Origin of the sequence: Pseudomonas sp. GM49 (assembly GCF_000282355.1) — a bacterium.
In the GTDB taxonomy this organism is placed as follows: Bacteria; Pseudomonadota; Gammaproteobacteria; order Pseudomonadales; family Pseudomonadaceae; genus Aquipseudomonas.
Genome location: NZ_AKJL01000040.1, coordinates 1 through 25,210 on the forward strand (window position 1 = coordinate 1; position 25,210 = coordinate 25,210).

19 protein-coding genes are annotated in these 25,210 nt (G+C 61.2%); 4 read left to right on the forward strand and 15 right to left on the reverse strand.

What is annotated here, in order from left to right:
- Nucleotides 1-98 precede the first annotated feature (98 nt).
- From PMI29_RS25365 to PMI29_RS25320, 10 genes are all read right to left on the reverse strand, one after another.
- On the reverse strand, nt 99-695 hold the full coding sequence (locus tag PMI29_RS25365; protein WP_007994501.1) for a glutathione S-transferase: 597 nt from the start codon (nt 693-695) through the stop codon (nt 99-101).
- Nucleotides 692-4,333, reverse strand: a complete 3,642-nt coding sequence (locus PMI29_RS25360) for an AAA family ATPase (protein ID WP_007994502.1) — start codon at nt 4,331-4,333, stop codon at nt 692-694. The genes PMI29_RS25365 and PMI29_RS25360 overlap by 4 nt, the downstream gene beginning before the upstream one ends.
- Nucleotides 4,330-5,574, reverse strand: a complete 1,245-nt coding sequence (locus PMI29_RS25355) for an exonuclease SbcCD subunit D C-terminal domain-containing protein (RefSeq protein ID WP_007994503.1) — start codon at nt 5,572-5,574, stop codon at nt 4,330-4,332. Before PMI29_RS25355 ends, PMI29_RS25360 begins: the two co-directional genes overlap by 4 nt.
- 258 nt (nt 5,575-5,832) lie before the next feature.
- The gene (locus PMI29_RS25350; protein WP_007994504.1) at nt 5,833-7,482 is read right to left on the reverse strand and encodes a BatD family protein; all 1,650 of its coding nucleotides are present in this window, start codon (nt 7,480-7,482) and stop codon (nt 5,833-5,835) included.
- Nucleotides 7,479-9,218, reverse strand: a complete 1,740-nt coding sequence (locus PMI29_RS25345) for a VWA domain-containing protein (protein ID WP_007994505.1) — start codon at nt 9,216-9,218, stop codon at nt 7,479-7,481. The genes PMI29_RS25350 and PMI29_RS25345 overlap by 4 nt, the downstream gene beginning before the upstream one ends.
- Nucleotides 9,215-10,297 (reverse strand): vWA domain-containing protein, encoded by a 1,083-nt coding sequence (locus PMI29_RS25340; RefSeq protein WP_007994506.1) that lies wholly within the window; start codon nt 10,295-10,297, stop codon nt 9,215-9,217. Before PMI29_RS25340 ends, PMI29_RS25345 begins: the two co-directional genes overlap by 4 nt.
- Nucleotides 10,290-10,784, reverse strand: coding sequence for a DUF4381 domain-containing protein (locus PMI29_RS25335; RefSeq protein ID WP_007994507.1), 495 nt, complete (start codon nt 10,782-10,784; stop codon nt 10,290-10,292). The genes PMI29_RS25340 and PMI29_RS25335 overlap by 8 nt, the downstream gene beginning before the upstream one ends.
- Nucleotides 10,781-11,725, reverse strand: coding sequence for a DUF58 domain-containing protein (locus tag PMI29_RS25330; RefSeq protein ID WP_007994508.1), 945 nt, complete (start codon nt 11,723-11,725; stop codon nt 10,781-10,783). The genes PMI29_RS25335 and PMI29_RS25330 overlap by 4 nt, the downstream gene beginning before the upstream one ends.
- A 5-nt stretch (nt 11,726-11,730) precedes the next feature.
- Nucleotides 11,731-12,690: an AAA family ATPase gene (locus PMI29_RS25325; RefSeq protein ID WP_007994509.1), complete on the reverse strand. Its 960-nt coding sequence runs from the start codon at nt 12,688-12,690 to the stop codon at nt 11,731-11,733.
- A 270-nt stretch (nt 12,691-12,960) separates the two neighbouring features.
- The gene (locus PMI29_RS25320) at nt 12,961-13,314 is read right to left on the reverse strand and encodes a hypothetical protein (protein WP_007994510.1); all 354 of its coding nucleotides are present in this window, start codon (nt 13,312-13,314) and stop codon (nt 12,961-12,963) included.
- 503 nt (nt 13,315-13,817) lie between these two features.
- On the opposite strand from PMI29_RS25320, the gene PMI29_RS25315 reads away from it, so the two are divergent.
- Entirely contained in the window at nt 13,818-18,713 is a 4,896-nt protein-coding gene (locus PMI29_RS25315) for an NAD-glutamate dehydrogenase (protein ID WP_007994511.1), read from the forward strand.
- Between the two features lie 104 nt (nt 18,714-18,817).
- Here PMI29_RS25315 and PMI29_RS25310 read toward each other — a convergent pair whose 3' ends face one another.
- The 4 genes from PMI29_RS25310 to pdxR form a co-directional block, all read right to left on the reverse strand.
- Complete coding sequence (locus PMI29_RS25310) at nt 18,818-19,528, reverse strand: hypothetical protein (protein ID WP_007994512.1); 711 nt, start codon at nt 19,526-19,528, stop codon at nt 18,818-18,820.
- Between the two features lie 229 nt (nt 19,529-19,757).
- Nucleotides 19,758-20,168 (reverse strand): cupin domain-containing protein, encoded by a 411-nt coding sequence (locus tag PMI29_RS25305; protein WP_007994513.1) that lies wholly within the window; start codon nt 20,166-20,168, stop codon nt 19,758-19,760.
- 167 nt (nt 20,169-20,335) lie between these two features.
- Nucleotides 20,336-20,629 carry an antibiotic biosynthesis monooxygenase family protein gene (locus PMI29_RS25300; protein ID WP_007994514.1) on the reverse strand — a complete coding sequence of 98 codons (294 nt, stop codon included), beginning with the start codon at nt 20,627-20,629 and terminating at the stop codon, nt 20,336-20,338.
- A 123-nt stretch (nt 20,630-20,752) separates the two neighbouring features.
- A complete protein-coding gene (gene pdxR / locus PMI29_RS25295) occupies nt 20,753-22,186 on the reverse strand; it encodes a MocR-like pyridoxine biosynthesis transcription factor PdxR (RefSeq protein ID WP_007994516.1) in 1,434 nt (477 codons plus the stop codon).
- 205 nt (nt 22,187-22,391) lie between these two features.
- Here pdxR and PMI29_RS25290 point away from each other — a divergent pair, with 205 nt between their 5' ends.
- The 3 genes from PMI29_RS25290 (at nt 22,392) to PMI29_RS25280 (ending at nt 24,496) form a co-directional block, all read left to right on the forward strand.
- The gene (locus PMI29_RS25290; RefSeq protein WP_007994519.1) at nt 22,392-22,832 is read left to right on the forward strand and encodes a carboxymuconolactone decarboxylase family protein; all 441 of its coding nucleotides are present in this window, start codon (nt 22,392-22,394) and stop codon (nt 22,830-22,832) included.
- Nucleotides 22,833-22,905: 73 nt separating this feature from the next.
- Nucleotides 22,906-23,898: a LysR family transcriptional regulator gene (locus tag PMI29_RS25285; protein ID WP_007994521.1), complete on the forward strand. Its 993-nt coding sequence runs from the start codon at nt 22,906-22,908 to the stop codon at nt 23,896-23,898.
- Nucleotides 23,899-23,974: 76 nt separating this feature from the next.
- The gene (locus tag PMI29_RS25280) at nt 23,975-24,496 is read left to right on the forward strand and encodes a GNAT family N-acetyltransferase (protein ID WP_007994523.1); all 522 of its coding nucleotides are present in this window, start codon (nt 23,975-23,977) and stop codon (nt 24,494-24,496) included.
- Nucleotide 24,497: 1 nt separating this feature from the next.
- Here PMI29_RS25280 and PMI29_RS25275 read toward each other — a convergent pair whose 3' ends face one another.
- Entirely contained in the window at nt 24,498-25,190 is a 693-nt protein-coding gene (locus PMI29_RS25275; protein WP_007994524.1) for an aspartate/glutamate racemase family protein, read from the reverse strand.
- Nucleotides 25,191-25,210: the final 20 nt, after the last annotated feature.

Genomic DNA, 25,210 nt, shown 5'->3' on the forward strand with positions numbered 1-25,210 from the left:
TTGGGCTGCGAAGCAGCCCCAAGCTTTTTCTGGTCATCCGGATTTACGGCCGCTTCGCGACCGAACGGGGGCAAGCCCCCTCGCCACAGTGGGCGCGTTTACTTTTTCATCACGCCAGTAAACAGTTCCGACGCCAGAAACCGCTGCAACCAATCCTGCAACCGCCGATACGGTGTCTGCGCAAACCATTCGCGGTCGACGTGGGCGAACTGCCGCACGAAGGGCATCAGCGCCACATCGGCCAGGCTTGGATGGTCGGCCAGCAAGTAGTCGTGTCCTTCCAGCAACTCATCCAACCTTTGCAAAAACACCTCGCCTTCGGCGCGATAAGCCTCCATCGGCTGCTCGGGATAACGCTCGGCGTACTTGTAGCGATTCAAGTGCACCTTGAACACCTGATCGTTCTGTTCGATCAGGCTGGCGATTTGCGCCGCTGCGTCAGGATCGTCCTTGAGCAACCAGTCTTGCGGATCGTTCTGCGCCACGGCCCAGCGCATGATGTCGAGGCTTTCGTCGATCACCCGGCCATCGGCACTCAGTACCGGCACCGTGCCTTTGCCCGACAGTGCGAGCATTTCGGCGGGCTTGGCCTTCAGGCTGACTTCGACGATGTCCACGGCCACTCCCGAATAACGCAGGGCCATACGCGCGCGCATGGCGTATGGGCAGCGGCGGAAGGAATACAGCGTGTTCATTTCACCTCCAGGGTGCTCAGGCCGTTGCCCTGGCGGCGGACCTGGATCTGCACCGGAATCCGTTCATGCATTTCCTGTACGTGGGAAATCACCGCGACCTTGCGGCCCTGGGCCTGCAGGCCGTCGAGGGCGTCCATGGCCAGTTGCAGGGATTCCGGATCGAGGCTGCCGAAGCCTTCGTCGATGAACAGCGACTCGATTTTCAACGTGCTCGACGCCATCGACGCCAAACCGAGGGCCAGCGCCAGCGAGACCAGGAAGGTCTCGCCACCGGACAGCGAATGCACCGAGCGCAGTTCGTCGCCCATTTCGGTGTCCATCACCAGCAACCCGAGCATGCTGCCGCCGCGCTTGAGGCGATAGCGACGCACCAGTTGGCGCAATTGCACGTTGGCGTGGTGCACCAAAAGGTCGAGGTTGTAGGCCTGGGCGATCTTGCGGAAGGTGTCGCCGGTGGCCGAGCCGATCAACGCATTCAGGCGCGCCCAGCGTTGGTACTCGTTGTAGGCATCGGCAATCTGCTGCGCCAGGGCCTGGTTGGCGTTCTGTCGGCGCTGGTCCTCGGCCTGCTCGGCACGCAGTTCGGCGCAGTGTTGCTCGCTGGTGGCAGCCAGGGTTTGCAGATCGACCAGCGCGGCGGCCAACTGCCCGGCGTCGAGGTTGCCATTGTGTTGCGCTTGATGATCGAGCAGGCGCTTGTCGCGTTCCTGCACCAGGACGCGGGCCTGTTCAATGGCTTTTTCGCTGTGCTGCAAGCGCTGGCGCAGTTCACTGACCTGGGTGTCGTCAACCCGCAACAGGTCTTCGAGGCCGCCGTCATCCAGTTCGGGATGGCGGGCACGCCAGTCGCCGATTTTTCCGGCGAGTTCATGCTCTTCGCCTTCCAGTGCGCGCAAGCGCTCTTGCTGGGCCTTGAGCTCGGCGGCGATTTGCACTGACTGCGTGAGGACGCTTTGCAGCGTCTGCGCGGTGCCGGTTTCGGCGCTGCGAGCCTGTTCCACGGCCTGTTCCAGTTGCTGCTGCCAATGCTCGGCGCTGGTGTGTTCGCCGAGTAGTTGTCCGAGTGTGTGCTGGCTAGCCTGTTGCTGTTCGGCCAGCCCGGTGAACTGCTGTTCGGCGGCGTGCAATTGCTGCACGCGGCTGTGCTGGCGATCCTGCTCCTTCTCCAGGTTTTGCTGGCGCTGTTGCTGTTCGACCAGTTCTTCCTTTTGTTGATCGAGTTGCGCCAGGCGCTCGGCGATCTGCCGGTCGAGCTGCAGGAAGGTCGCGGCCGGCTCGACGCGTAGCGTTTGCAGGGTCTCGGCGGGCAGCAGGCTGGCGAATGCGCTGAGTTCTTCGTCCAGGCGCTGGCGGTCGTTGCCCAGTTCGCGCTGTTGATTGCTCAGGTGCTGCGCTGCTTGCTGGTGCGCGGTTTCGGCATGGCGCAGTTGCTGGGTCAGGCGCGCGGCATCCTGTTGCAGAGTAAGCAGGGCGCTCTGCCGTTGCTCGTCCTGGCTGATGCTCTGGTTGAGCTGACTGTTTTGCTGGTTAAGCCAGGCGTCGCGCTTGTCGGCATCCTGATTCAGCAGTTGGGTAACCAGCGGATGAGCGTCCAGGCTTGGCGCGAGGGCCTGCTGCTGGGTCGCCAGTTGTTCCTGCTGTTGCAGCAGTTCCTTTTGCTGGGCGATCAGCCCGCCGACTTCGGCGCGCAAGTCAGTGAGTTTTTCCTTGAGCAGGTCGACGGCCTTCTGGGCGTTGGCCTGTTCGCTTTCATCGAAGCGGCCGAGGCTTTGCAGCAGCGCTTCAGGCTGATAATACGGATGCTCGTTGCTGCCGCAGACCGGGCATGGCTGGTCATCCTGCAACTGTGCGCGCAGCTCTTCGACACTGGCACTGCGCGCCAGACGCTGACGCTCCAGCAGTTCGCGGGTGACGTTAAGGGTTTGCTCGGCAACACTCAGTTCAGCCTTGGTCTTTACCCCGTCCTGGGTCAGGCGTTCACGTTCCTGCTGCGCGGTGAACTGGCGTTGTTGCAGCTCGGCGCCGCGCTTGTCCAGCTCCTGCTGACTGGCCCACAAGCGCACAAGGTCTTCGACGGCGCGCAGTTGTTTGCGGTTGTCCTGCAACAGGCTGCCCAGAATGCCGATCTGCTCGGCGACGGCATCCGGTTCGGCACCGGCCTCCTTGAACAGTACCTCCAGTTGCTGCTTTTGCGCGGTGAGCGCTAGATCGGTGCTCGCGGCGTTTTGTTCAAGGTTCGCCAGTTCGGCCTGGCCCTGATTCAGCCGGTTGCCGATCAACATCAACTGCTGCAGGCGATCGCGGTAGGCATTCCAGGCATCGCTCAACGGTGCCAGATGAATGCTTTGTTCCAGTTCGGTGGCGATGCGCTGTAAGTCACCAGCGCCACGGGCTTGCTGATCGAGCAAGGTCTGAATCGTGCTCTGGCCCTGAGTGCAGGCCTGTTCCGCCTGTTGCCTGGCTTCGGCGCTGAGGGCAGCGTCCTTGGCCAGGCGGGCGAGGGTGCTTTGCGCTTCGAAGGCCTGACGCAACAACGGCGCGCTGTCGGCTTGCCGCTGTTGCGTTGCGCTCAAGTCGATCCGGGCGGCACTGAGCTGTTGCTCAAGCTGCGTCTGGCGCTCGCCGAGTTCGCCATGTTGCTGCGTATGCAAGGCAATTTGCGCCGCCAACGGTGTCAGCAGCGCATCGACTTCGGCTTTACGGGCGAACTGATGTCGTTGCGGGGCAAGCTGTTCGAGACGGGTGAACCTCAAGCGCTCACTGGTCAAGCCTTCCCAGTGGGTCTGTGCCGATTGCAGTTGTTCGCTGGCGGCCAGATGCTCGTCCTGCAATCGATGCAAGTTCTTGAGCCAGGTGTCCAGCAGTTCAAGCTGTTTGAGTTGCGCCTGTTGGGTCTTGAGTTGCTGCTGCGCTTCGCTGAAGCGCTGATCCAGTTCCGCACGGGCTTCGGGCGACAGCGGTGTCACTCCGCTGGCCTGATCCTGCAGCAGCTTGTGCGCCTCGCGAGCCTCCTTGGTCTTGTCGAAGGCCCGACGACCGAGGCGGGTGTAGAGCGCCGTGTCGGTGAGTTTTTCCAGCAGTTCGCTGCGGTCGTTGTCATCGGCCTTGAGGAAAGCACTGAACTCACTTTGCGCCAACAGTACGGCGCGGGTGAATTGTTCGAAATTCAGCCCCAGCGCGGCTTCGAGCTGAGTCTTGTACTCGCCTTTCTGGCTGGCCAGCAATTGATCCTGATCAATGTCGCGCAGGCTCTGGCGGCTGGCTTGCAGTTTGCCACCGGCCTTTTCCCGGGCGCGATTGGCTTCCCAGCGTGCGCGATAGCGGCGGCCATCGACTCCGACGAAATCCACCTCGGCATAGCCTTCACCCGTGCCGCGCCGCAGCAACGTCCGTGGGTCGCCGGTAGCGATTTCGCCGTCGGCATCCGGCACCTTGGCGTCGCGGCCGGTGTTGTTCAGGCGGGGTACAGCGCCAAACAACGCCAGGCACAAAGCATCGAGCAGGGTACTTTTACCGGCGCCGGTGGGGCCGGTGATGGCGAACAGCCCGGCACTGGCCAGGGGGGCGGCGGTAAAGTCGATTTCAAACGGCCCGGCCAGCGAGGCGAGGTTTTTCAGGCGGATCGCGAGGATTTTCATGGCTGTTCGCTCTCCATCTGCACGTCTTGCAATAGCTCGGCAAAGTCCTTGAGGGTCTGCTCGTCGACCTCGCTGCCGTAGTTGTCCTGCCAGGCGCGGCTGAACAGTTCCTGGGGCGTGAGCTGATCCAGTTCGATCAGTGTGTTGCCTTCATCCGTGCCGCCACTGCTGCCATTCCCGGCGTATTCAGCGGCAATGCGCACCAGGCGCACGGCCTTGCCTTGCAGGGCGGTTTCCACTTGATTACGCAGGTCGGGCTGCGGTTCATCGAGGCGTACGCGTACTTCCAGCCACGGTTGGCGCTGAATGTCGGCCAGCAGGTCGATGTTCGGCAGATCCGCCAGTTGCAGCAGGGTCTCGCTCAAGGGGGCCGGGCCGATGCGTTGCAGGTTGACCGCGCGGGGAATCAGTTTCGGCTCGACGCAGACCAGGGTTTCGCCGTCGAGCTTGATGTCGAGAATCTGGTGCTGATAGCTGATCTCGGAGAACGACAGCGGAATCGGCGAACCGCTGTAGCGGATGCGCTCCTCGCCGTTGACCTTCTGCGGCTTGTGCAGGTGACCGAGGGCCACGTAGCTGATGCTCGGCCCGAACAGGCTGGCGGGCAGGGCTTCGGCGTTGCCGATGATCAGGCTGCGCTCGGAGTCTTCCGACACTGAGCCGCCGGCCATGTGCGCGTGACTGATGGCGATCAGTGCCTGACCCGGCTGACGCTTGGCGTTGGCCGCTTCGATCAGCCACTCGTGCACCTGGCCGATCCCGCGCAGATAGTTGTCGCCCAAGTGTGCACCAGTGACTTCCGCCGGCCGCAGGAACGGCAGTGCCAGGCACCAGGCGGTGACTTCACCACTGGCATCCGGCAAGGGCAGCAGCAGGCGTTCGGCGTCCAGTTGACCGTCGTCGAGCCACAGCACGCGGCCGAGCGCGTGGGTGCGCAAGCGCCGCATCAATGGCGCGGGCAGTTCGATCCGTGAGCCGGAATCGTGGTTGCCGGCAATCATCACGATGGTCAGCGAAGGCTGCTGCTCATGGGCGCTGACGATGAAGTCGTAGAGACGCTCCTGGGCTTTGACCGGCGGGTTGACGGTGTCGAAGATATCGCCGGCGATCAACAGCACATCCGGTTGATCCAGTTTCAGCTGGCGCAACAGCCAGTCAAGAAAACAGCCATGTTCGAAATCACGATCCTGGCCATGCAGGTTCTGCCCGAGGTGCCAGTCGGAGGTGTGAAACAAGCGCAAGGCGAACTCCGCTACAAAATAGGTAATGGCCGCGTGAAAAATGAAGGCGGCGAAAGGGGGGAGAGTTTACTGGCAAACGCTCCCGAGGTGGTCAGGCACTCAACCTGTGGCAGCCCCGATCTTAAGGCAATACCCGATTAACTGTGGGAGCGAGCTTGCTCGCGAAAGCGTTAGCCCATTCAACAATGATGTGTCTGACACACCGAATTCGCGAGCAAGCTCGCTCCCACAGGTTGTGCTCTTTGTCTCAAGGGTGAGTTATTTGGGATAAAGCGGCGGCAACCCACTGTCACCAACCGGATCCTGCACCCGTTCGGCCATCGGAATCGCCTTGATCGCCCGCCACAACTCGTCACCTTGCCAGTACTGGCCGGTTTCGCTGTACAGCGCGCCGTTCAGGCCGTCGAGGGCGTTGGACAGTGGCACGAAGCGGGCGGCCATGTCGGCCAGGGTTTCCGGTTGTTGCCGGGCCCAGGCGTCGAGGGCCTGGCGGGTGGCGTGGGAATCATTGGCCTGACAGGCGCGCTTGAGGTCATCAAGCACGGTGCGCGGGCTCGGGCCGGTTTGAGCGGCACGCGTCACCGCCGGTTGCCAGCGGCCACGCCACCAGAGGCCGAAGCCGAGCAGGGTGGTGCAGGCCAGAATCAAGGTGCTGAGCTTCCAGCGCCAGAGTGCTTCGCTGTCGGCACCGGCATCGACCGGTGAGATGCCGGCCTGGGTGTCGAGCACCAGGCTCGGGTTGGCCGCCACGTGCAGCGTGCGGGCAGGCAGGCTGCTGTGTTCCAGATGGTCTTCGAAGGTGTTCCACCAGACCACGTCGACGGTGGGCAACTCGATGGCGCCGGTCCGTGTCGGCACCAGGGCTTCCCGGTCTTCACGACTGCCGACCAGGCCGCGCTCGCTGTTCTGGTTGCCGAGCACCGGTTGATCCGGGTAGCGGCGCAGGCCGCCGACATCGGTACCGGGCAGCGGTGGCAGTTGGGTGCTGGACAAGCCTTCGGCCGTCACTGTCAGGCTACGGGTCAGAGAATCGCCGACCTGTGTGTGATCCGGCTCCGGGCTCCAGCTTTCGCTCAGGCTCAGGCTGCGGGCAGGCAACCAGGGCGCGTCGGCCGGATAGGTGATGGGTTTGGCCTTGACCGTCAACAGCAGTTCGGTCGAGGTGACGGGCATCTGCTTGCCGGATTTCGGCACTTGGGCCGCGTCCTGTGCCGGTTGCGCATCGACCAGCGCGGCGTTGAACACCTGTGCCGGAATGATCAGTTCGCCGCTGTGTTGCGGGTAGATCGCATAGCGCATTTCGATCACGCCATGGCGCTGGCCATCGATGTCTTTTTCGTAGGTACGTGAGTCGCCCAATTGTTCAATGCGCGCATCAGGTATCTGCAACGGCGGCAGGCTGCTGTCGTCGTACAGCGACACCGAGTGGTAGATGCGCAGGGTCAGGATCGCTTGGGCCTGTACGTACACGCTGGTTTGATCGAGGCTGGCATCGATGAACACCGGGGCCCGTTTGTCCGGGTTGTCCGGCGTGTCGCTTTCGACTACTTGCAGGGTGATCGGCTGGCTCTGCAGTTCGCCCAGTTGCAGTGGCGGAATCACCACGCTGCCGTTCTGCCGGGGTAGAAGGGTGACGATCCAGCGGGTGGTGGCCCGGTTTTCACCGCTCAGGGTGTTCAACTGGTTGACCTGGCGTGTGCCGCGCACTTCGAACAGTGGCTCCAGCGCTGCCAGGTCGGGTTTGCCGAACTGCGTTACATCGGTGGATTCCAGGGTCAGCTCGACCGTCTCGCCTGAGCTCAGGCGACTGCGATCAACACTGGCGACCAGCTCTGCTGCCTGTGCCTGAACAGTGCAGAACAACAGGCCATGCAGCAGCGCGAGCAATAAAACGGTGAAGCGGGTCATCGAGTTTCTTCCTGATCCTGATGTTGTTGCTGTTCGTACCAGAATTTGCGCCTGAGCAGTTCACCGGGGTCATCCGGGATCTGCCGCAGCCACTGCTCCAGTGCCTGGCGCTGTTCACCTTCGATGCTGTCGGTGGCCGGGCGCAAGGGCGGCGTCGTGTGTTGTTCGTCACCCAACTCGCTGCCTGGCACTTCGTTGGTTCCGGGTCTGGGCGGCGACGTTGGCGATTGTTCGGTGTCAGCGCTGGTGTGCGGTTCTTGCGCTTGCGACTCGCCACTGTCCGAACGTTGCGATGTGGCACCGGGCGGCGTCTGTTGTTCATTGGGCTGGGGCTCGTCGCTTGCGGATTTGTCCGGCGTCGCAGCGGACGCATTGTTTTTCTGCTTGAGCAGCTCTTCCACCAGCGCCTTGTTGGTCAGTGCCGGGCGCAAATCCGGTTGACGTTCCAGTGCCTGTTCGTAAGCATCCAGCGCAGCCTCCAGCTCACCTCTTTTGGCCAGGGCATTGCCTCGATTGTAGTGGGCGTGGGCATCGTTGCCTTCAGCGAACCGCTCGGCGGCGCCCGCGTAGTCACCGGCTTCATAAAGCGCCACGCCTTGCCACTGATGGTCGTCGAAACGCCGGGCGGCTTCGGCCGGGCGCTTCTGTTTGAGTAAATGGGCGCCTTGTTGATCAGGACGCAGCCAAATGTCTGCGAAATCGAAGGCGTAGCTCGGTTGAGGCAGCGCCAATAGCAGCGGCAGGCACAGCAGCCAACCGCGACGTCCCGCGCAGGCCGCGAGCAGCAACAGTGGCAGCAGCAGCCAGTAACCCTGATCGGCCCAGGTGTCCAGGCGCAAGGTCTGACCGTCGTTGCGCAAGTTGCGTGGACCGTCGAGCAGGCCAAGGGCGTGCAGATCGCTATCGTCCAGGCGCGCCTGGCGATAGCGTCCATCCAGGTCGTAGACAAAGCTTTTCAAGCCAGGTTCGTCGAGGCGCGGCACGAGAATGGCGCCCTGTTCATCCTTGAGGAAACTGCCGTCCTCCTGGGTAATGGGCGAGCCTTCGGCGGTGCCGATGCCGAGCATCAGAAATTGAGTCGATTTGCCGTTCAGCGCGCGACGGATGCCCAGCCGTTCCTGGTCGGTCAGGGACGAACCAATCAGCAGAATCCGGCCGTTGCCCAGAGCCGCTTGTTCGAGCAGCGCCAGGGCCTTGAGCACCGCCAGGTCGGCGCGATGACCGGCCTCGGGCATCAACGACGGTTTTAGCGCATCCAACAGATTGCGGCTGGTGGAAAGATCATCTGACAGTGGTACCAGTGTGTGGGCACTGCCGGCGTAGACGACAATGGCGGTTTGCGCGTCGCTGCGAATCTGCAGCAGGTCGAACAACTTGCGTCGTGCCTGTTCGAGTCGGTTGGGCATGACGTCGGTGGCGAGCATTTCCGGAGTCAGCTCGAGAATCACCACCAGCGGGTCGGCGGGTTTCTGGCTGGTTTGCTCGACGCGCTCCCAACCCGGGCCCAACAGGGCGAGCACGGTCAAGAGCCACGCAAGACCAAGGGCGATCCAGGGCAATTTACTGTCGCGTCCACTGCCACCGCTGAGCAGTGCCGCATGAAAGGCCGGCGGCAGGATCATCTGCCAGCGCCCGGCGCGCTTCTTGCGGTGCCAGAGTTGCCAGAGCAACCAGCCAAGCACCGGCAGCAACAGTAGCCACCAGGGGCGGAACCAGTAAGGCCACAGCACACTCATCGACGCCTCCGCAGGCGCAGGCGCTTGAGACGCTGGCGCCAATCAGGCAGCAATTGCGTTTGCAAAAACAGATCCTTGGTAAACAGGCGTTGCAACGGGTTGTCCGGCCAGAGTACAGGAGCCACCAGCAGCATGCTCAACCACAGCGCCAGGGCCAGTGGCCAGTGATACAACGCTTGAGCCGGGCGGGCCTGGGTGGGTTGCTGGGCCACGGGCTCCAATTGGTCAAGGGTGTCCTTGATTGCCTGCAGTTCCTTGCCGTCGCGAGCACGGAAGTACTGGCCACCCGTGGCCTCGGCGATGGCCTTGAGGGATGGTTCGTCAAGGTCCAGGCTCGGATTGACGCCGAGAAAGCCGACCGTGCCACTTTGTTCCGGTTCGGCACCGATACCGATCGGGTAGATTTTCACACCTTCTTTGGCCGCCAGCCGCGCAGCGGTGAGTGGGCCGATTTCACCAGCATTGTTGGCGCCGTCGGTCACCAGAATCAGCACGCGGCTGGTTGCCGGACGCAGACGCAGGCGTTTGAGGGCCAAACCGATAGCATCGCCGATGGCGGTGTTTTTGCCGGCAATGCCGATGCGCGCTTCGTCGAGCCAGACTCGCACGGTGTGCCGGTCGAATGTCAGCGGTGCCTGCAGATAGGCCCGGCTGCCAAACAGAATCAGGCCGACACGGTCACCTTCGCGGCGTTCGAGGAAATCGCCGAGCAGGTGCTGGACCAACGACAGTCGGCTCACCTCTTCGTCCTGCCACTGCATGTCAGGGAAATCCATGGAGCCGGAAACGTCCACTGCCACCAGCAGATCGCGGCCGCTGGCGGCAATCGGCAAGGGTTCGCCGAGCCACTGCGGGCGCGCCGCTGCGACCAGCAGCAACAGCCATAGCAGCATGAACGGTGCCTGCTGGCGCCAGGCCGGCAGATTGGCCCGGGCGCGACGCCCGGCGAGGCCTTCGAGATCGCTGAGGAAGCTGACCTTGAGTGCCGGTTCACCGCTGTCGGCCACCGGCAATACGATGCGCATCAGCCACGGCAGTGGCAAAAGGGCAAAAATCCACGGCCAGGCGAACTCAAACATGTTTGCGAATCCACGTATCAACGGCTTGGGTCAGGCCGGCAATGGCCTTGTCGTCGAGTTTGCATTCGGGTTTGTAGGCGCCTTCGACCAGCACCATCCAGCGGGTCAGGCCGGCCGCCGGGCAGCGGTTGTCGAGGAACGCCAGCCATTTGCGGCCGTTGAGGGTATGGCTTTGGCTGTAGGGGTAATGGTTGCGGCACAGGCGTTTGAGCAAGCCGTTGAGTTGCTGCAGCCAGGCACCGGCTGGCGCACCGTCGTAGGGTTTGGGCATCAGCGCCAGCTCCGCCAGGGCGGCAAGGCGCACCGGGTCAAGCGGCTGCTCGGCGCGTACCACGGGGCGCTTGACAGGAATAAAGCGACGCAGCTTCCACAGGCCCAATCCGATCAGTGGCACCAATAAAAGCAGCAACCACCAACCCGGTGCCGGAGGCCAGAATTCCACCGGTGGCGGGGATATCAGCGGTTGCAGTTGATCAAGGCTGCTCATCGACCTTTCCCCGGTTTCTGTGGGTTCAGGTATTCGCGCAATTGCTCGACCATTTCGCTCTGAGTGCTCAAAGGCATCATCAGCACCCGTAGTTTCTGCGCGAGCAGTTCCCAGCGCGCGATGCGCAATTCGGCCTGGGCCCGGTAAGTCTGGCGCAGGTCGAAATTCAGCGTGTCGAGCTCAAGTTGCGCTCCACGCTCGGCGAAACGTAAAAGACCGGCGGCGGGCAGGGCATGATCCAGCGGATCGGACACCGGCAGCAGCAACAGGTCGCAATGACGCGATAACAGGCTCAGCTGTTGCTCGGCGCTTTCCGATAGCGCGCGTTCATCGCAAATCACGATCACCAGGCTGCCCGGACGTGACACCTCCCGTGCGCGGCGCAAGGCAATGCCGAAGGCGTCGCGGTCCGGCTCGCCTTCGGTGCTCAGCGACTGGTTGACCCGCACCAGCCGGTTGAGCAATTGCAGCAGGCTTTGCTTGCTGCGCCGGGGCTTGATTTCGTAATGCACATTGTCGCCATACACCAGGCCGCCGACCCGGTCGTTGTGCCCCAAGGCTGCCCAACCGATCAGGCTCGCGGCCTGGGCGGCGAGCACCGACTTGAACATCAGGCCCGAGCCGAAAAACAACCGGCGGCTTTGTTCGACCATGATGAAAATCGGCCGCTCACGTTCTTCGTGGAACAGCTTGGTGTGGGGTTCCTGGGTGCGCGCAGTCACGCGCCAGTCAATGGTGCGCACATCGTCGCCGGCCTGATAGACCCGCACCTGATCGAAGTCGACGCCACGCCCGCGCAATTTGGAATGGTGCAGGCCGATCAGCGGGCTGCGCTGGCTCGGCGTGGAAAACAGCTGCACTTCACGCACGCGATGGCGCATCTCGATCAGGTCGGCGAGGCTGACACGAATGCCCGGCTCGGGCGGCAGGCTGGCGTTCATCGGGGTCAAGCGACGGCTACGACGTCGAGAATCCGCTGGACCACCCGGTCCTGATCGATGCCAGCGGCTTCGGCTTCAAAGGAAAGAATGATGCGATGGCGCAGCACGTCGAACAGCACGGCCTGGATATCTTCCGGGCTGACGAAATCACGCCCGGCCAGCCAGGCGTGGGCGCGGGCGCAGCGGTCCAGGGCAATCGAACCGCGCGGGCTGGCGCCGTAGGCGATCCACTCGGCCATTTCCGGATCGAACTTGGCCGGGGTGCGGGTGGCCATGACCAGTTGCACCAGGTACTCCTCCACGGCGTCGGCCATGTACAAACCGAGGATTTCCTTGCGTGCGGCAAAAATCGTCTGTTGGGTAACCCGACGCTCAGGCTTCGCTTCGCCGTTCAGGGCTTCTCCACGGGCTTGCTGCAGAATCCGGCGCTCGACAGTGGCATCGGGAAAGCCGATTTTCACGTGCATCAGGAACCGGTCAAGCTGGGCTTCGGGCAGCGGGTAGGTACCTTCCTGCTCGATGGGGTTTTGCGTGGCCATTACCAGGAACAGCGGCGACAGCTCATAGGTGCTGCGCCCGACACTGACTTGCCGCTCGCCCATGGCCTCGAGCAAGGCCGACTGAACCTTGGCCGGAGCGCGGTTGATTTCGTCCGCCAACACCAGGTTGTGGAAGATCGGACCTTGCTGGAACACGAAGCTGCCGGTTTCCGGGCGATAGATTTCCGTACCGGTAATGTCGGCCGGCAACAGGTCGGGAGTGAACTGAATGCGGTGGAACTGAGCCTCGATGCCTTCGGCGAGTTCTTTGATGGCCTTGGTCTTGGCCAGGCCGGGAGCGCCCTCGACCAGCATGTGGCCGTCGGCGAGCAGGGCGATGAGCAAGCGCTCGATGAGTTTTTCCTGGCCGAGAATCTGCGTTGAAAGAAAGGTTCGCAGCGCGAGTAGCGCTTCACGATGTTCCATCGATGACTGTTCCTGCAAAAGGGTGGCCGAGGACGTTCGAAAATGCGCCAGGGCTGGGGGCGTTACTTTAATCCATCGCGGGGGGCGGCGACTAACGGCATTTTGTGCAAAGTGCGGGAAATGGTTGGGGCAATTGCTGGATTTTCGTAGCAGGGGAGTGATTGGGTGGCTGTGCCGGCGCCATCGCGAGCAGGCTCGCTCCTACATTGACGGTGTACGACGATCAATTGCAGGAGCGAGCCTGCTCGCGATGAGGGCGGATCAAACGACTCAAATCTGGCTGATAAAGGTGCCAGTACCATCAAGAATATTCTTCAAGGTCAGCTCAACTTCAGCCAGATCCGTCATGTCGGCATCAAAGGTGATTTCCAGCACATCATCGCCATTGAGCACATCGGTATCAGCCGCCGCAATTTCGATCTTCAACAGCGCAGGGCTCAGCGTGACTTTCACGCCGTCGAGGGTCGAGGGTTCACCGTCGAGGGTGATTTCCAGCTCGTCTTCATCCGGGTAGCGGCTCATCAGGAACATTTCGCCCTGCTCGCTGTGGCAGCAGAGCATGGCCATGTTGTCTTCTTCGTCGTCGCAAGGGTTGACGATCAAGAGGGCGGTTTTCATTTTCATGGGTAATTCCTGGCTCGACGAGCGTGGTAAACGCAACAAAGGGCGATTCTGCCAGCCCGCGCACATTTCTGCTCGTCCGAGTGTCAATGACCGGGTCGTGGACGGACAGGGTGTTACTGGTCATTTCTGGTACGCATGTCCCGTAAAACCGGACGGAAAACCGTCATTTTTCTGTGTGAATGCTAGTGTTGTTCGATGCGTATGCCTTGAGCAGCGTACCGTTGACCGAATATGTCGCAGCATCGCAAGCAAGGGCCTTGCCGCTCTCGTTAAGCTGCGCAACGGATGAGCACCTGTAAAGGCATTGCGCTGCGCGCAGCCAGTCGTTTTTGCAGATGCCCATTCACGGAAGGTGAATGTGACCTGAGTGTCTCGTCCAGCTTCACCCACCTGTCACCCTGTTTCCTCTGCCCGAGAATCAGGAACAGGGTGACGGGTAGCCCCTAACAGGGGTTTTGCACGCGACGCTTCCATCAATAACAAGCCCAAGCGGAGTACCACAGATGGCGTTCTTCACCGCAGCCAGCAAAGCCGACTTCCAGCACCAACTGCAAGCGGCACTGGCGCAGCACATCAGTGAACAGGCACTGCCACAAGTGGCGCTGTTCGCTGAACAATTCTTCGGCATCATTTCCCTTGACGAGCTGACCCAGCGTCGGTTGTCCGATCTCGCTGGCTGCACCCTTTCTGCATGGCGCCTGCTTGAGCGCTTCGATCACGCGCAACCGCAAGTGCGCGTCTACAACCCCGATTACGAACGCCACGGCTGGCAGTCGACCCATACCGCGGTCGAAGTGCTGCACCACGACCTGCCATTCCTGGTGGACTCGGTGCGTACCGAGCTGAACCGTCGCGGCTACAGCATCCATACCCTGCAAACCACCGTGCTGAGCGTGCGTCGTGGCAGCAAGGGCGAGTTGCTGGAAATCCTGCCGAAAGGCACCCAGGGCGACGACATTCTGCAAGAGTCGCTGATGTACCTGGAAATCGACCGCTGCGCCAATACCGCCGAGCTCAATGTCCTGAGCAAAGAGCTGGAGCAGGTGCTCGGTGAAGTCCGCGTGGCCGTTGGCGATTTCGAGCCGATGAAGGCCAAGGTCCAGGAGATCCTGACCAAGCTGGACAACAGCCAGTTCGCCGTCGAAGGCGACGAGAAGAGCGAAATCAAGAGTTTCCTGGAGTGGCTGGTGGGCAACCACTTCACCTTCCTTGGCTACGAAGAGTTCGTGGTCAGCGATGAAGCCGATGGCGGCCACATCGTCTACGACAAGGACTCCTTCCTCGGCCTGACCAAGCTGCTGCGTGCCGGCCTGACCTACGATGACCTGCGCATCGAAGACTACGCCGTGAACTACCTGCGCGAACCGACCCTGCTGTCGTTCGCCAAGGCTTCGCACCCAAGCCGTGTCCACCGTCCGGCTTACCCGGATTTCGTGTCGATCCGTGAAGTTGACGCCAACGGCAAGGTCATCAAGGAATGCCGTTTCATGGGCCTGTACACCTCGTCGGTGTATGGCGAGAGCGTGCGGGTGATCCCGTACATCCGCCGCAAGGTCGAGGAAATCGAACGCCGTTCGGGCTTCCAGGCCAAGGCTCACCTGGGCAAGGAACTGGCGCAAGTACTCGAAGTGCTGCCGCGCGACGATCTGTTCCAGACGCCAGTGGACGAGTTGTTCAGCACCGTGATGTCGATCGTGCAGATCCAGGAACGCAACAAGATTCGCGTGTTCCTGCGCAAAGACCCGTACGGCCGTTTCTGCTACTGCCTGGCCTACGTGCCGCGTGATATCTACTCCACCGAAGTGCGCCAGAAGATCCAGCAAGTGCTGATGGATCGCCTGAAAGCGACCGATTGCGAGTTCTGGACCTTCTTCTCCGAGTCCGTGCTGGCCCGCGTGCAGTTGATCTTGCGCGTCGACCCGAAAAACCGCCTCGACATCGACCCGCTGCTGCTGGAAAAAGAAGTGGTGCAGGCCTGTCGCAGCTGGCAGGACGACTACGCCGCCCTGACCATCGAAAGCTTCGGCGAAGCCCACGGCACCAACGTGCTGGCCGACTTCCCGAAAGGCTTCCCGGCCGGTTACCGCGAGCGTTTCGCAGCCCACTCGGCTGTGGTCGACATGCAGCACCTGCTGAGCCTCAACGAAAAAAATCCGCTGGTGATGAGCTTCTATCAGCCGCTAGGCCAGGTTTCCGGCCAGCGCATGCTGCACTGCAAGCTGTACCACGCCGATACTCCGCTGGCGCTGTCCGACGTATTGCCGATCCTGGAAAACCTCGGCCTGCGCGTGCTGGGTGAGTTCCCTTACCGTCTGCGCCACAACAGTGGCCGCGAGTTCTGGATTCACGATTTCGCGTTCACTGCCGCCGAAGGCATGGAACTCGACATCCAGCAGCTTAACGACACGCTGCAGGACGCATTCGTCCACATCGTGCGTGGCGATGCCGAGAACGATGGATTCAACCGTCTGGTACTGACCGCCGGCCTGCCATGGCGCGACGTGGCGCTGCTGCGTGCCTACGCCCGCTACATGAAGCAGATTCGTCTGGGCTTCGACCTGGGCTACATCGCCAGCACCCTGAACAACCACGCCGACATCGCTCGCGAGTTGACCCGGTTGTTCAAGACCCGTTTCTACCTGGCGCGCAAGCTGACCGGTGACGATCTGGGAGATAAGCAGCAACGCCTGGAACACGCGATTCTCAGCGCCCTGGACGACGTCCAGGTGCTGAACGAAGACCGCATCCTGCGTCGCTACCTGGACCTGATCAAGGCCACCCTGCGCACCAACTTCTACCAGACCGATGCCAACGGCCATAACAAGTCGTACTTCAGCTTCAAGTTCAACCCGCACTTGATTCCGGAGCTGCCGAAGCCGGTACCGAAGTTTGAAATCTTCGTTTACTCGCCGCGCGTCGAAGGCGTGCACCTGCGTTTCGGCAACGTCGCTCGCGGCGGTCTGCGCTGGTCCGACCGTGAAGAAGACTTCCGTACCGAAGTCCTGGGCCTGGTAAAAGCCCAGCAAGTGAAAAACTCGGTGATTGTGCCGGTGGGTGCGAAGGGTGGCTTCCTGCCGCGTCGCCTGCCACTGGGCGGCAGCCGTGACGAGATCGCGGCCGAGGGCATCGCCTGCTACCGCATCTTCATTTCGGGCCTGTTGGATATCACCGACAACCTGAAAGACGGCGCACTGGTACCACCGGCCAACGTCGTGCGTCATGACGACGACGACCCGTACCTGGTGGTGGCGGCGGACAAGGGCACTGCGACTTTCTCCGACATCGCCAACGGCATCGCCATCGACTACGGCTTCTGGCTGGGTGATGCGTTTGCGTCCGGTGGCTCGGCCGGTTACGACCACAAGAAGATGGGCATCACCGCCAAGGGCGCGTGGGTCGGCGTACAGCGCCACTTCCGCGAGCGCGGTATCAATGTCCAGGAAGACAACATCACCGTGGTCGGCGTCGGCGATATGGCCGGCGACGTGTTCGGTAACGGCTTGTTGATGTCTGACAAGTTGCAACTGGTCGCAGCCTTCAACCACCTGCACATCTTCATCGACCCGAATCCGGAGCCGGCATCGAGCTTCGCCGAGCGTCAGCGCCTGTTCGATCTGCCGCGTTCGGCCTGGTCGGACTACGACACCAGCATCATGTCCGAAGGCGGCGGGATCTTCTCGCGCAGCGCGAAGAGCATCGCGATTTCCGAGCAGATGAAAGAGCGCTTCGACATCGAGGCCGACAAGCTGACCCCGACCGAACTGCTGAATGCCTTGCTCAAGGCGCCGGTGGATCTGCTGTGGAACGGCGGTATCGGTACCTACGTCAAAGCCAGCAGCGAAAGCCACGCCGATGTCGGCGACAAGGCCAACGACGCACTGCGTGTGAACGGCAACGAACTGCGCTGCAAAGTCGTGGGCGAGGGCGGTAACCTCGGCATGACCCAGCTGGGTCGCGTCGAGTTCGGCCTCAATGGCGGCGGTTCCAACACCGACTTCATCGACAACGCCGGTGGCGTGGACTGCTCCGACCACGAAGTGAACATCAAGATCCTGCTGAACGAAGTGGTTCATGCCGGCGACATGACCGACAAGCAACGTAACCAGTTGCTGGCGAGCATGACCGACGAAGTCGGTGGTCTGGTGCTGGGCAACAACTACAAGCAGACTCAGGCCCTGTCCCTGGCAGCCCGTCGTGCCTTGCCGCGGATTGCCGAATACAAGCGCCTGATGAACGATCTGGAAGGCCGCGGCAAGCTGGATCGCGCCATCGAGTTCCTGCCGGCCGAAGAAGCCATCAACGAGCGTATCGCGGCAGGCCATGGCCTGACCCGTGCCGAGCTGTCGGTGCTGATCTCTTACAGCAAGATCGACCTCAAGGAGCAGTTGCTGGGCTCCCTGGTGCCGGACGACGACTACCTGACCCGCGACATGGAAACCGCTTTCCCGCCAACGCTGGTGAGCAAGTTCTCCGCGGCCATGCGCCGTCACCGTCTGAAGCGCGAAATCGTCAGCACCCAGATCGCCAACGATCTGGTGAACCACATGGGCATCACCTTCGTTCAACGACTCAAAGAGTCGACCGGCATGAGCCCGGCGAACGTGGCCGGCGCCTACGTGATCGTGCGTGACATTTTCCATCTCCCGCACTGGTTCCGTCAGATCGAAAACCTGGATTACCAGGTTTCGGCCGACGTTCAACTGGAACTCATGGATGAGCTGATGCGCCTGGGCCGTCGCGCCACGCGCTGGTTCCTGCGTGCCCGTCGCAACGAGCAGAACGCTGCCCGTGACGTCGCGCACTTCGGTCCGCATCTGAAGGAGTTGGGCCTCAAGCTCGACGAATTGCTCAGTGGCGAGATCCGCGAGAACTGGCAGGCTCGCTATCGGGCGTACGTCGCAGCCGGTGTGCCGGAGTTGCTCGCGCGCATGGTGGCTGGCACTTCGCACCTGTACACCCTGCTGCCGATCATCGAGGCTTCCGACGTGACCGGCCAGGACCCTGCGGACGTGGCCAAGGCCTACTTCGCCGTGGGCAGCGCGCTGGACATCACCTGGTACCTGCAGCAGATCAGCGCTCTGCCGGTTGAAAACAACTGGCAGGCCCTGGCCCGTGAAGCGTTCCGCGATGACGTCGACTGGCAGCAACGTGCGATCACCATCTCGGTCCTGCAACAGGGCGACGGCACCCAGGACGTGGAAACACGGCTCTCCCTGTGGATGACGCAGAACGACAGCATGATCGAGCGCTGGCGCGCCATGCTGGTGGAAATCCGTGCCGCCAGCGGCACGGACTACGCCATGTACGCGGTAGCCAACCGCGAGCTGCTAGACCTGGCATTGAGCGGGCAAGCGGTAGTGCCTGCCCCTTTTGCCGCCGAGCTGGAACCGGCGGCCTGATCAGGCGTTGAATGAAAAAGCCCCGCATTGAAAGATGCGGGGCTTTTTTTTGCTTGAGGTTCAGGGGAGTTTGTACTGGCCTGCTCGCGATAGGGGCTTCAGTTTCAATACAACTTCTGGCTTTGTTTAGAATCAAGCATCGACACATTACTTGTCGGGCTGGTCAGTAAATTACTGAGCGACTGGTCAAACTTTTGCAGTGCCCTGACTTGCACGTTCTGTTGTTCGTTAATGTCCGCAACTATATCTTCACTACGTTTATAGTCCGCCCAGACCGGACTAAGTGCTTTGGCATCGTGACCTTTTGCAGTAGCGATGTAATTGAAGTTTTTGTCATAGAAGTCCGCACTGACATCCGCCTGTATGTCTGAACTGCGCGAGGTTATCAGTTGACTGCGGGTGTCGACCACCGCCATCACATCCGGTTTTGCCGCCCTGAGGCTCTGCATGTCCGGATACAGGGTAACCGAGCCGAATTGCCGTTGCAGGGAGGCCTTGACCCAATCCACGGCCAGGTCTGGCCTGGAAGTGGCTACGTAGGCGTCATGAATCGGCTGCACCAGCAGACTCTGACCGAAACCCGTGCCGGCGTTGGCTTGGTAGTCCCTAAGGTAGGCGCGGTTGGTCTGAGTATTCTGGCTGTAGACGATGCCCAGCGAGACATGGCTGCCGCTGGTAATACGGCTGGCCCCGCTGCGGCCTACCGGTTCGGTAAAGATACCGTTCAGCGAAGAAACCGCTGTCGGCGCGGTGGGGATCGAGCAACCGGTTAAAACAACGGCCATGGTCAACGTACTGGCAAGCACAAGTTTCATGGTGTTTCTCCAGTGAATCAACTTCAGTCGAAAGTTAAAATTGCCGGTGTTGTACCGGCGGTGACTCAAGACTAAACCCTGGATGATTTATTTAAATAGCCAATATCCACCCTTGTCAGGCGACCAATAGTTTTGTTTGGTTTAAAAGCTTTCGGTTAATTGCGTGAGGAAATTAAAAGGCCCGAATTCGCGATTCGAGCCTTTTTATTTATAGCTGTACGTTCAGCCATCAGTGTTCCAGTGGGATCAACACTTTCTCGTCGGGGGCCAATACCATGAACACCAGCAACCTGGCCGGCCGGGTCGCGCTGGCGTTTTTCGACACCATGTGTTCCGACCCGGCCGGTTCATACCAGTATTCACCGGTCTTGAAGGTTTTCGCCGCCTCGCCTTTGACTTGGGAAATGATCTCTCCCGAAATGACATAAGCCATGGCGGTGCCTTCGTGCTTGTGGGCGATGGAGGACTGCCCCGGCTTGTAATCGACCTCGATCATCAGCGCTTTTTTACCGGGGACGTTTTTCAGCATTTCGTCCTGCAGGACAGTGACCTTTTCCGAAGGGTCATGGGCAAACGCCGACGCGCAGGCCATCAGGGCCAGGGCAGCAAGGGGGGCAGCACAGAAGCGCAACACGTTCATGGTTCTTTACCTGCGGTGGGTTAGTTGTCGAAAACAACAGTAGTCCGCAAGCAGTAGAGGTTAAACAGCCAATATTCTGGAAGGCGAGGGGACCAATTACAGAAGATTCCGGGCCAATGGAGAAAAAATTTTGGCGAGGGAGCAAGCTCCCTCGCCACAGGTATCGGTTAAACGATCGGAAAACTGTTGAAGTCCACGGCATTGGCCAGTTGGCTATCGATCAGGCTGATGAAGCCCTGGACCTCCGGGCAGTTGAAATGCGATCGCATGGCCGCTTCCGATTGCCAGTGAGCGCTGACGGTCCAGCGATTGGTGTCCTCGGGGCAGCGGTCGACCATATAGGAATCGCAGCCGGGAAGTTCACGCAGGGTTTCGACAATCTTCTGCAATTGCCTGCCCAGTTCATCCGAGCGGCCGGCGGCGGCCTGTACCTGTACGGTATTGATCACTTCATAGGACATTGCTCACACTCCTGAATCAGGCCGGACGAATCCTGCTCATTGAGGGATAACGCCTATGCAGGATAGGCCTGAGCCTCGGGACCGCCAATAGCCAATCGCCTGATAAAGCCGCAGGCCAATCCGTCAGGCCACCTGCTGCAAGATGTCGCGCAAACGATCCAGAGCGATGTCGATGTCGAGGGTTTCGATGGCGCCAAAACCGAAGAAAAGCCCGGCCCTTGGCGTTTCCTGATAGAAAAAGCTGTCGATGGCATAGAGCCCGACTTCGACTTTTTTCGCCAGTTCGATCACCAATGGAATATCCAGCGGCACTTTGCACAGCACCGCCATGTGGAAACCGGCGGTGGACGGCACTGCCTCCAGCCAGGGCGAAAGATCGCCGGCCATTCGTGTCAGGATCCGCTCGCGGCGCCCGGCATAGATCGTATGGCAGCGCCGGATGTGCTTGAGCAGGCAGCCTTCGGCGATGAACTTGGCCAGCGCCCATTGCGGCAGGGTCGAGGTGTGCAGGTCGGTGAGCTGTTTGGCACGCACCACGGCCTCGAGGATCGCCGGCGGCAGGATCGCATAGCCGAGCCGCAGTTCCGGCAACAGGGTTTTGGAGAACGTCCCGACGTAAGCGACGATCCCGCGTTCATCCATGCTTTGCAGGGAATCGGTGGGGCGGCCCTCGTAGCGAAATTCGCTGTCGTAGTCGTCCTCAATGATGATTGCGCCCAACTCATGGGCCTTGGCCAGCAGTGCTTCCCGGCGCGCCTGGCTCATCGGCATGCCCAGCGGGAACTGGTGCGAAGGGGTGACATAGATCAGACGAGTGCCGCGAGGAATCCGGTCCACCACAATGCCTTCGGCGTCCACCGGTACGCCAATCACCGTGGCGCCATGGGTGCCGAACAGCAGTCGCGCCGGCGGGTACCCGGGGTCCTCCATGGCGACCAGGCAACCCGGACTGATCAGCACCCGGGCAATCAGGTCCAGCGCCTGCTGCGCGCCGTTGCACACCACCACATCCTCATCCTGACAATTGACCCCGCGGGAGAACGCGATGTGCTGCGCAATGGCGTGGCGCAGCGCCGGCAAGCCCTCGGGCAGGCTGTACAAGCCCTTGGAGCCGGCCATCTGGCGCAGCGCGTGAGAGGTGCAGCGCCGCCAGTCATCCTGGGGAAACTGGCCCTTGCTGGTGGCGCCTCCAATGAAGTCGTAGCGCAGCGAGCCTTCCAGTGTCGGGTGACGCAGAAACACCGGCAGGTTGCGCCAGGACTCGATCACCTCGAAGCCGCCAAGCTCGGTGTGGCTCTGTTTGCGCTGCACCTTCGACGAGCGCGCATTGACGTAGGTGCCTTTGCCGACCACCCCGGTGAGGAAGTTTTCGTAGGTCAGCTGGGCGTAGGTATCGGATATGGTCTTGCGCGAAATACCCAATTGTTCGGCCAGCAGACGGCTGGGCGGCAGTTGCGTCCCGGCAGTCAGGCGACCGGACTCGATGGCGCTGCGCAGTTGGTTGTACAGCTGGCCGGCCAGGTCCTTGCGACCGTTGATGACAACATGTAGTTCCATGCCGGCGAGGCTCCGGGGCGATTGAGGCGCGTGTGCGTCGCGCAAGATTACCCCTATCCGCCGGTGGTACAGAAGTTGTGCAGTGGAAAAACCGTCAATTGGTCTGGTGGCGGTGGTCCCTGGGTAATTCGCCCAATTGGATCTGTCATGCCCCCGCGCCAGCGACTAACGTGAAGATTACCTCCCGGCTGCACGAGATCGCTCCATGAACCCCCGTCTGGACTACTACAGCGCGTCCCCCAAAGCGATGAAAGCCATGATCGCCATGGAGGCCCTGACCAGCAGCCTGAGCATCGAGCCGGGCCTGCTGCACCTGATCAAGATTCGCGCATCGCAGCTTAACGGCTGTGCTTTTTGCACCGACATGCACTCGGTGGATGCCAGGCGCCTGGGCGAAAGCGATAGACGCCTGTATTCCATCGTGGTCTGGCGTGACAGTAACTTTTTCAATCCGCGGGAAAGAGCTGCGCTGGCCTGGACCGAGGCGGTCACCTTACTCTCCGAAAGCCACGTGCCGGACGATGTCTACGTCCAAACCCGGGAGCAGTTCAGTGAAAGCGAAATGGTCGACTTGACCATCGCCGTCACCACCATCAACAGCTGGAATCGCCTGGCTGTGAGCTTTCGGCAAACACCCAGCGCCTGAGTCATTGTCATGGCAGGTTCATGAACGTTGCGCAGGATGCAACTGTCAGTGTCAGGTCGACAGGGAGTCCTCGATGTCAGTCATGGAAATCTGCACCCGACGGGGTGCTGCCAAGTATCGTGTAGCGATCGATAAAAACGCGTCCTGGCGCCAGTTGGCAGCGGGTATCGACCCCGAGCTGGCGCTGTGTTTCACCGTCAGTGCCCGTTGTGGTTGTTTCATGCAGGCCGCCCGCAGTCTCAACATCAAGGCCACCCGTTTGCGCAGGCAACTGGTGCTGCTGGAAACGCAGCTCCAGTGTTCACTGTTCAACCTTTCAGAAAATGGCTTCAGCCTCAGTCGCGATGGCTTGCGCTTGCACGCACAACTGATCGCGCTGGCCCATGAGCGTGATTTGCCGGTGATCGAGCAGCCGTTGATTCGCCTGGCCGTGGCCGATTCGATCCTGCATGACATTCTCGGACGTAACCTGGTTGCACTGCTGCGACGTAATGCCAGTGTGCGCCTGGACATCATGACGCTCGACAGCGAGTTGTCCCTGCAAGCGGTCAGCGCCGACGTGGTGGTATGGTTGGGCAATACCGAGTCGCCGTTGCCGGGGCCGAGCTTTGCCACCACCGAACCCCGGCGTCTGGTGCAACTGCAATACCTGCCGCACATTGCCAAGCGCTACTCGCGGGTCGCTTCCAGGCCGGAAAGCCTGGATGAACTGGCCGATTTTCTCCTGGTGCAATGGCGACAGGACTGCCAGGTTGAAAGCTTCCGGCCATGGAATGCACTGGTGGATCAACGCCTGGCCGGGGCGGTGCAACTGCAATCCTACGAGCTGATGCTGGAGATGATCCGTTGCGGCGCCTGCATCGGCCTGCTGCCGCACTACATGAGCCACTTCGACCGCGGGCTGGTTGCCTTGCCGGGCTTGTTTGACCGGCCGATGCGGCGTCAGGTGTGGATGGCAGTCAATGCCGAGTCACAGGGTGAAGCACAGGTGCGGACGGTCGTCGAGTTGATCGAAAACACCTTCGGCGAGCGCCGGGAGTGGTTCGAAAGAAGGTGGCTTGAATAGAATGCGACCCCCTCGCCACAAAGGTTTCGTTCGGGATAGAGTGAACGGCCATGTCTGCTTCAAGGATGATTCACCCATGCCAGCCACTGATCCCGTCATCACCCTCGAACGCTTCAACGAATCCCATATCGAAGGCATTACGGCGCTGTACAACGATCCTGCAATCGCCCGCCAAACCCTGCAAATGCCGTTTCAGTCCACCGAACTCTGGCGCAGTCGCCTGGCGCTGGATAACGAACGCCTGGTGAAAGTGGTGGCTCTGCATCAAGGCACGGTCATCGGCAACATTGGCCTGGAGCAGTTCTCGCGCATTCGTCGCAGCCATGCCGGCAGTTTCGGCATGGGTGTTGCGGTGGCGTGGCAGGGCAAGGGCGTGGGCTCCAGGCTGCTCACTACGGCGCTGGATATCGCCGACAACTGGATGAACCTGCAGCGCGTCGAGCTTTCGGTGTACGCCGACAACGAAGCGGCCATTGCGCTGTATCGCAAGTTCGGTTTCGAAACTGAAGGCCTGTTGCGTGATTACGCCGTACGCGACGGTGTGCTGGTGGACACCTTGAGCATGGCGCGCCTGCGTCGCACGCCCAAGGCCGGTTGAGTCAGTCGCCCAGGGCGAACGCCACCGCAGCTTGCGCATGCAGCTCGGTGGTGTCGAGCAAGGGCAGGGTGCTGTGTTCGGGTTTGATCAGCAAACCGATTTCCGTGCAGCCAAGGATGATCGCCTGGGCGCCGCGCTGAGTCAGCGCCTTGATCACCTGCTGATACACCTGGCGTGAGGCTTCGCTGATCACGCCGACGCACAACTCGTCGTAGATGATCCGGTGCACGGCCTGGCGCTCCTCGGCCTCCGGCACCAGCACCGTCAAGCCCCGGGCAGCGAGGCGTGCCTTGAGGAAGTCCTGTTCCATGGTAAACGCGGTGCCCAGCAAACCCACCTTGAAGGCACCGGCCTCGACCGCTGCCTGAGCGGCCGGATCAGCGATGTGCAGGAAGGGAATGTCGATGGCGGCCTGAATCTGCCCGGCGACCTTGTGCATGGTGTTGGTGCACAACACCACGCAATCGGCGCCACCTGCCTGCAAACGCTGCGCGGCATCCACCAGGATCAACGCCGCGTCGTCCCAGCGACCGGCGTGCTGGGCCTGTTCGACAGGGCCGAAGTCGACGCTGTACATGAGCAATTTCGCCGAACGCAACGGTCCGAGGCGCTCGCGTACCTGCTGGTTGATCAGACGGTAATACTCGGCGCTGGACTCCCAGCTCATGCCGCCGATCAGGCCGATGGTGTGCATATCGTGCTCCGTTTGTCAGG

Excerpts from the sequence above, each read along its gene's own strand:
- PMI29_RS25365 (WP_007994501.1), bottom strand. The coding sequence starts at position 695 with ATGAACACGCTGTATTCCTTCCGCCGCTGCCCATACGCCATGCGCGCG.
- PMI29_RS25360 (WP_007994502.1), bottom strand. The coding sequence starts at position 4,333 with ATGAAAATCCTCGCGATCCGCCTGAAAAACCTCGCCTCGCTGGCCGGG.
- PMI29_RS25350 (WP_007994504.1), bottom strand. The coding sequence starts at position 7,482 with ATGACCCGCTTCACCGTTTTATTGCTCGCGCTGCTGCATGGCCTGTTG.
- PMI29_RS25345 (WP_007994505.1), bottom strand. The coding sequence starts at position 9,218 with ATGAGTGTGCTGTGGCCTTACTGGTTCCGCCCCTGGTGGCTACTGTTG.
- PMI29_RS25340 (WP_007994506.1), bottom strand. The coding sequence starts at position 10,297 with ATGTTTGAGTTCGCCTGGCCGTGGATTTTTGCCCTTTTGCCACTGCCG.
- PMI29_RS25335 (WP_007994507.1), bottom strand. The coding sequence starts at position 10,784 with ATGAGCAGCCTTGATCAACTGCAACCGCTGATATCCCCGCCACCGGTG.
- PMI29_RS25330 (WP_007994508.1), bottom strand. The coding sequence starts at position 11,725 with ATGAACGCCAGCCTGCCGCCCGAGCCGGGCATTCGTGTCAGCCTCGCC.
- PMI29_RS25325 (WP_007994509.1), bottom strand. The coding sequence starts at position 12,690 with ATGGAACATCGTGAAGCGCTACTCGCGCTGCGAACCTTTCTTTCAACG.
- PMI29_RS25320 (WP_007994510.1), bottom strand. The coding sequence starts at position 13,314 with ATGAAAATGAAAACCGCCCTCTTGATCGTCAACCCTTGCGACGACGAA.
- PMI29_RS25315 (WP_007994511.1), top strand. The coding sequence starts at position 13,818 with ATGGCGTTCTTCACCGCAGCCAGCAAAGCCGACTTCCAGCACCAACTG.
- PMI29_RS25310 (WP_007994512.1), bottom strand. The coding sequence starts at position 19,528 with ATGAAACTTGTGCTTGCCAGTACGTTGACCATGGCCGTTGTTTTAACC.
- PMI29_RS25305 (WP_007994513.1), bottom strand. The coding sequence starts at position 20,168 with ATGAACGTGTTGCGCTTCTGTGCTGCCCCCCTTGCTGCCCTGGCCCTG.
- PMI29_RS25300 (WP_007994514.1), bottom strand. The coding sequence starts at position 20,629 with ATGTCCTATGAAGTGATCAATACCGTACAGGTACAGGCCGCCGCCGGC.
- pdxR (WP_007994516.1), bottom strand. The coding sequence starts at position 22,186 with ATGGAACTACATGTTGTCATCAACGGTCGCAAGGACCTGGCCGGCCAG.
- PMI29_RS25290 (WP_007994519.1), top strand. The coding sequence starts at position 22,392 with ATGAACCCCCGTCTGGACTACTACAGCGCGTCCCCCAAAGCGATGAAA.
- PMI29_RS25285 (WP_007994521.1), top strand. The coding sequence starts at position 22,906 with ATGTCAGTCATGGAAATCTGCACCCGACGGGGTGCTGCCAAGTATCGT.
- PMI29_RS25280 (WP_007994523.1), top strand. The coding sequence starts at position 23,975 with ATGCCAGCCACTGATCCCGTCATCACCCTCGAACGCTTCAACGAATCC.
- PMI29_RS25275 (WP_007994524.1), bottom strand. The coding sequence starts at position 25,190 with ATGCACACCATCGGCCTGATCGGCGGCATGAGCTGGGAGTCCAGCGCC.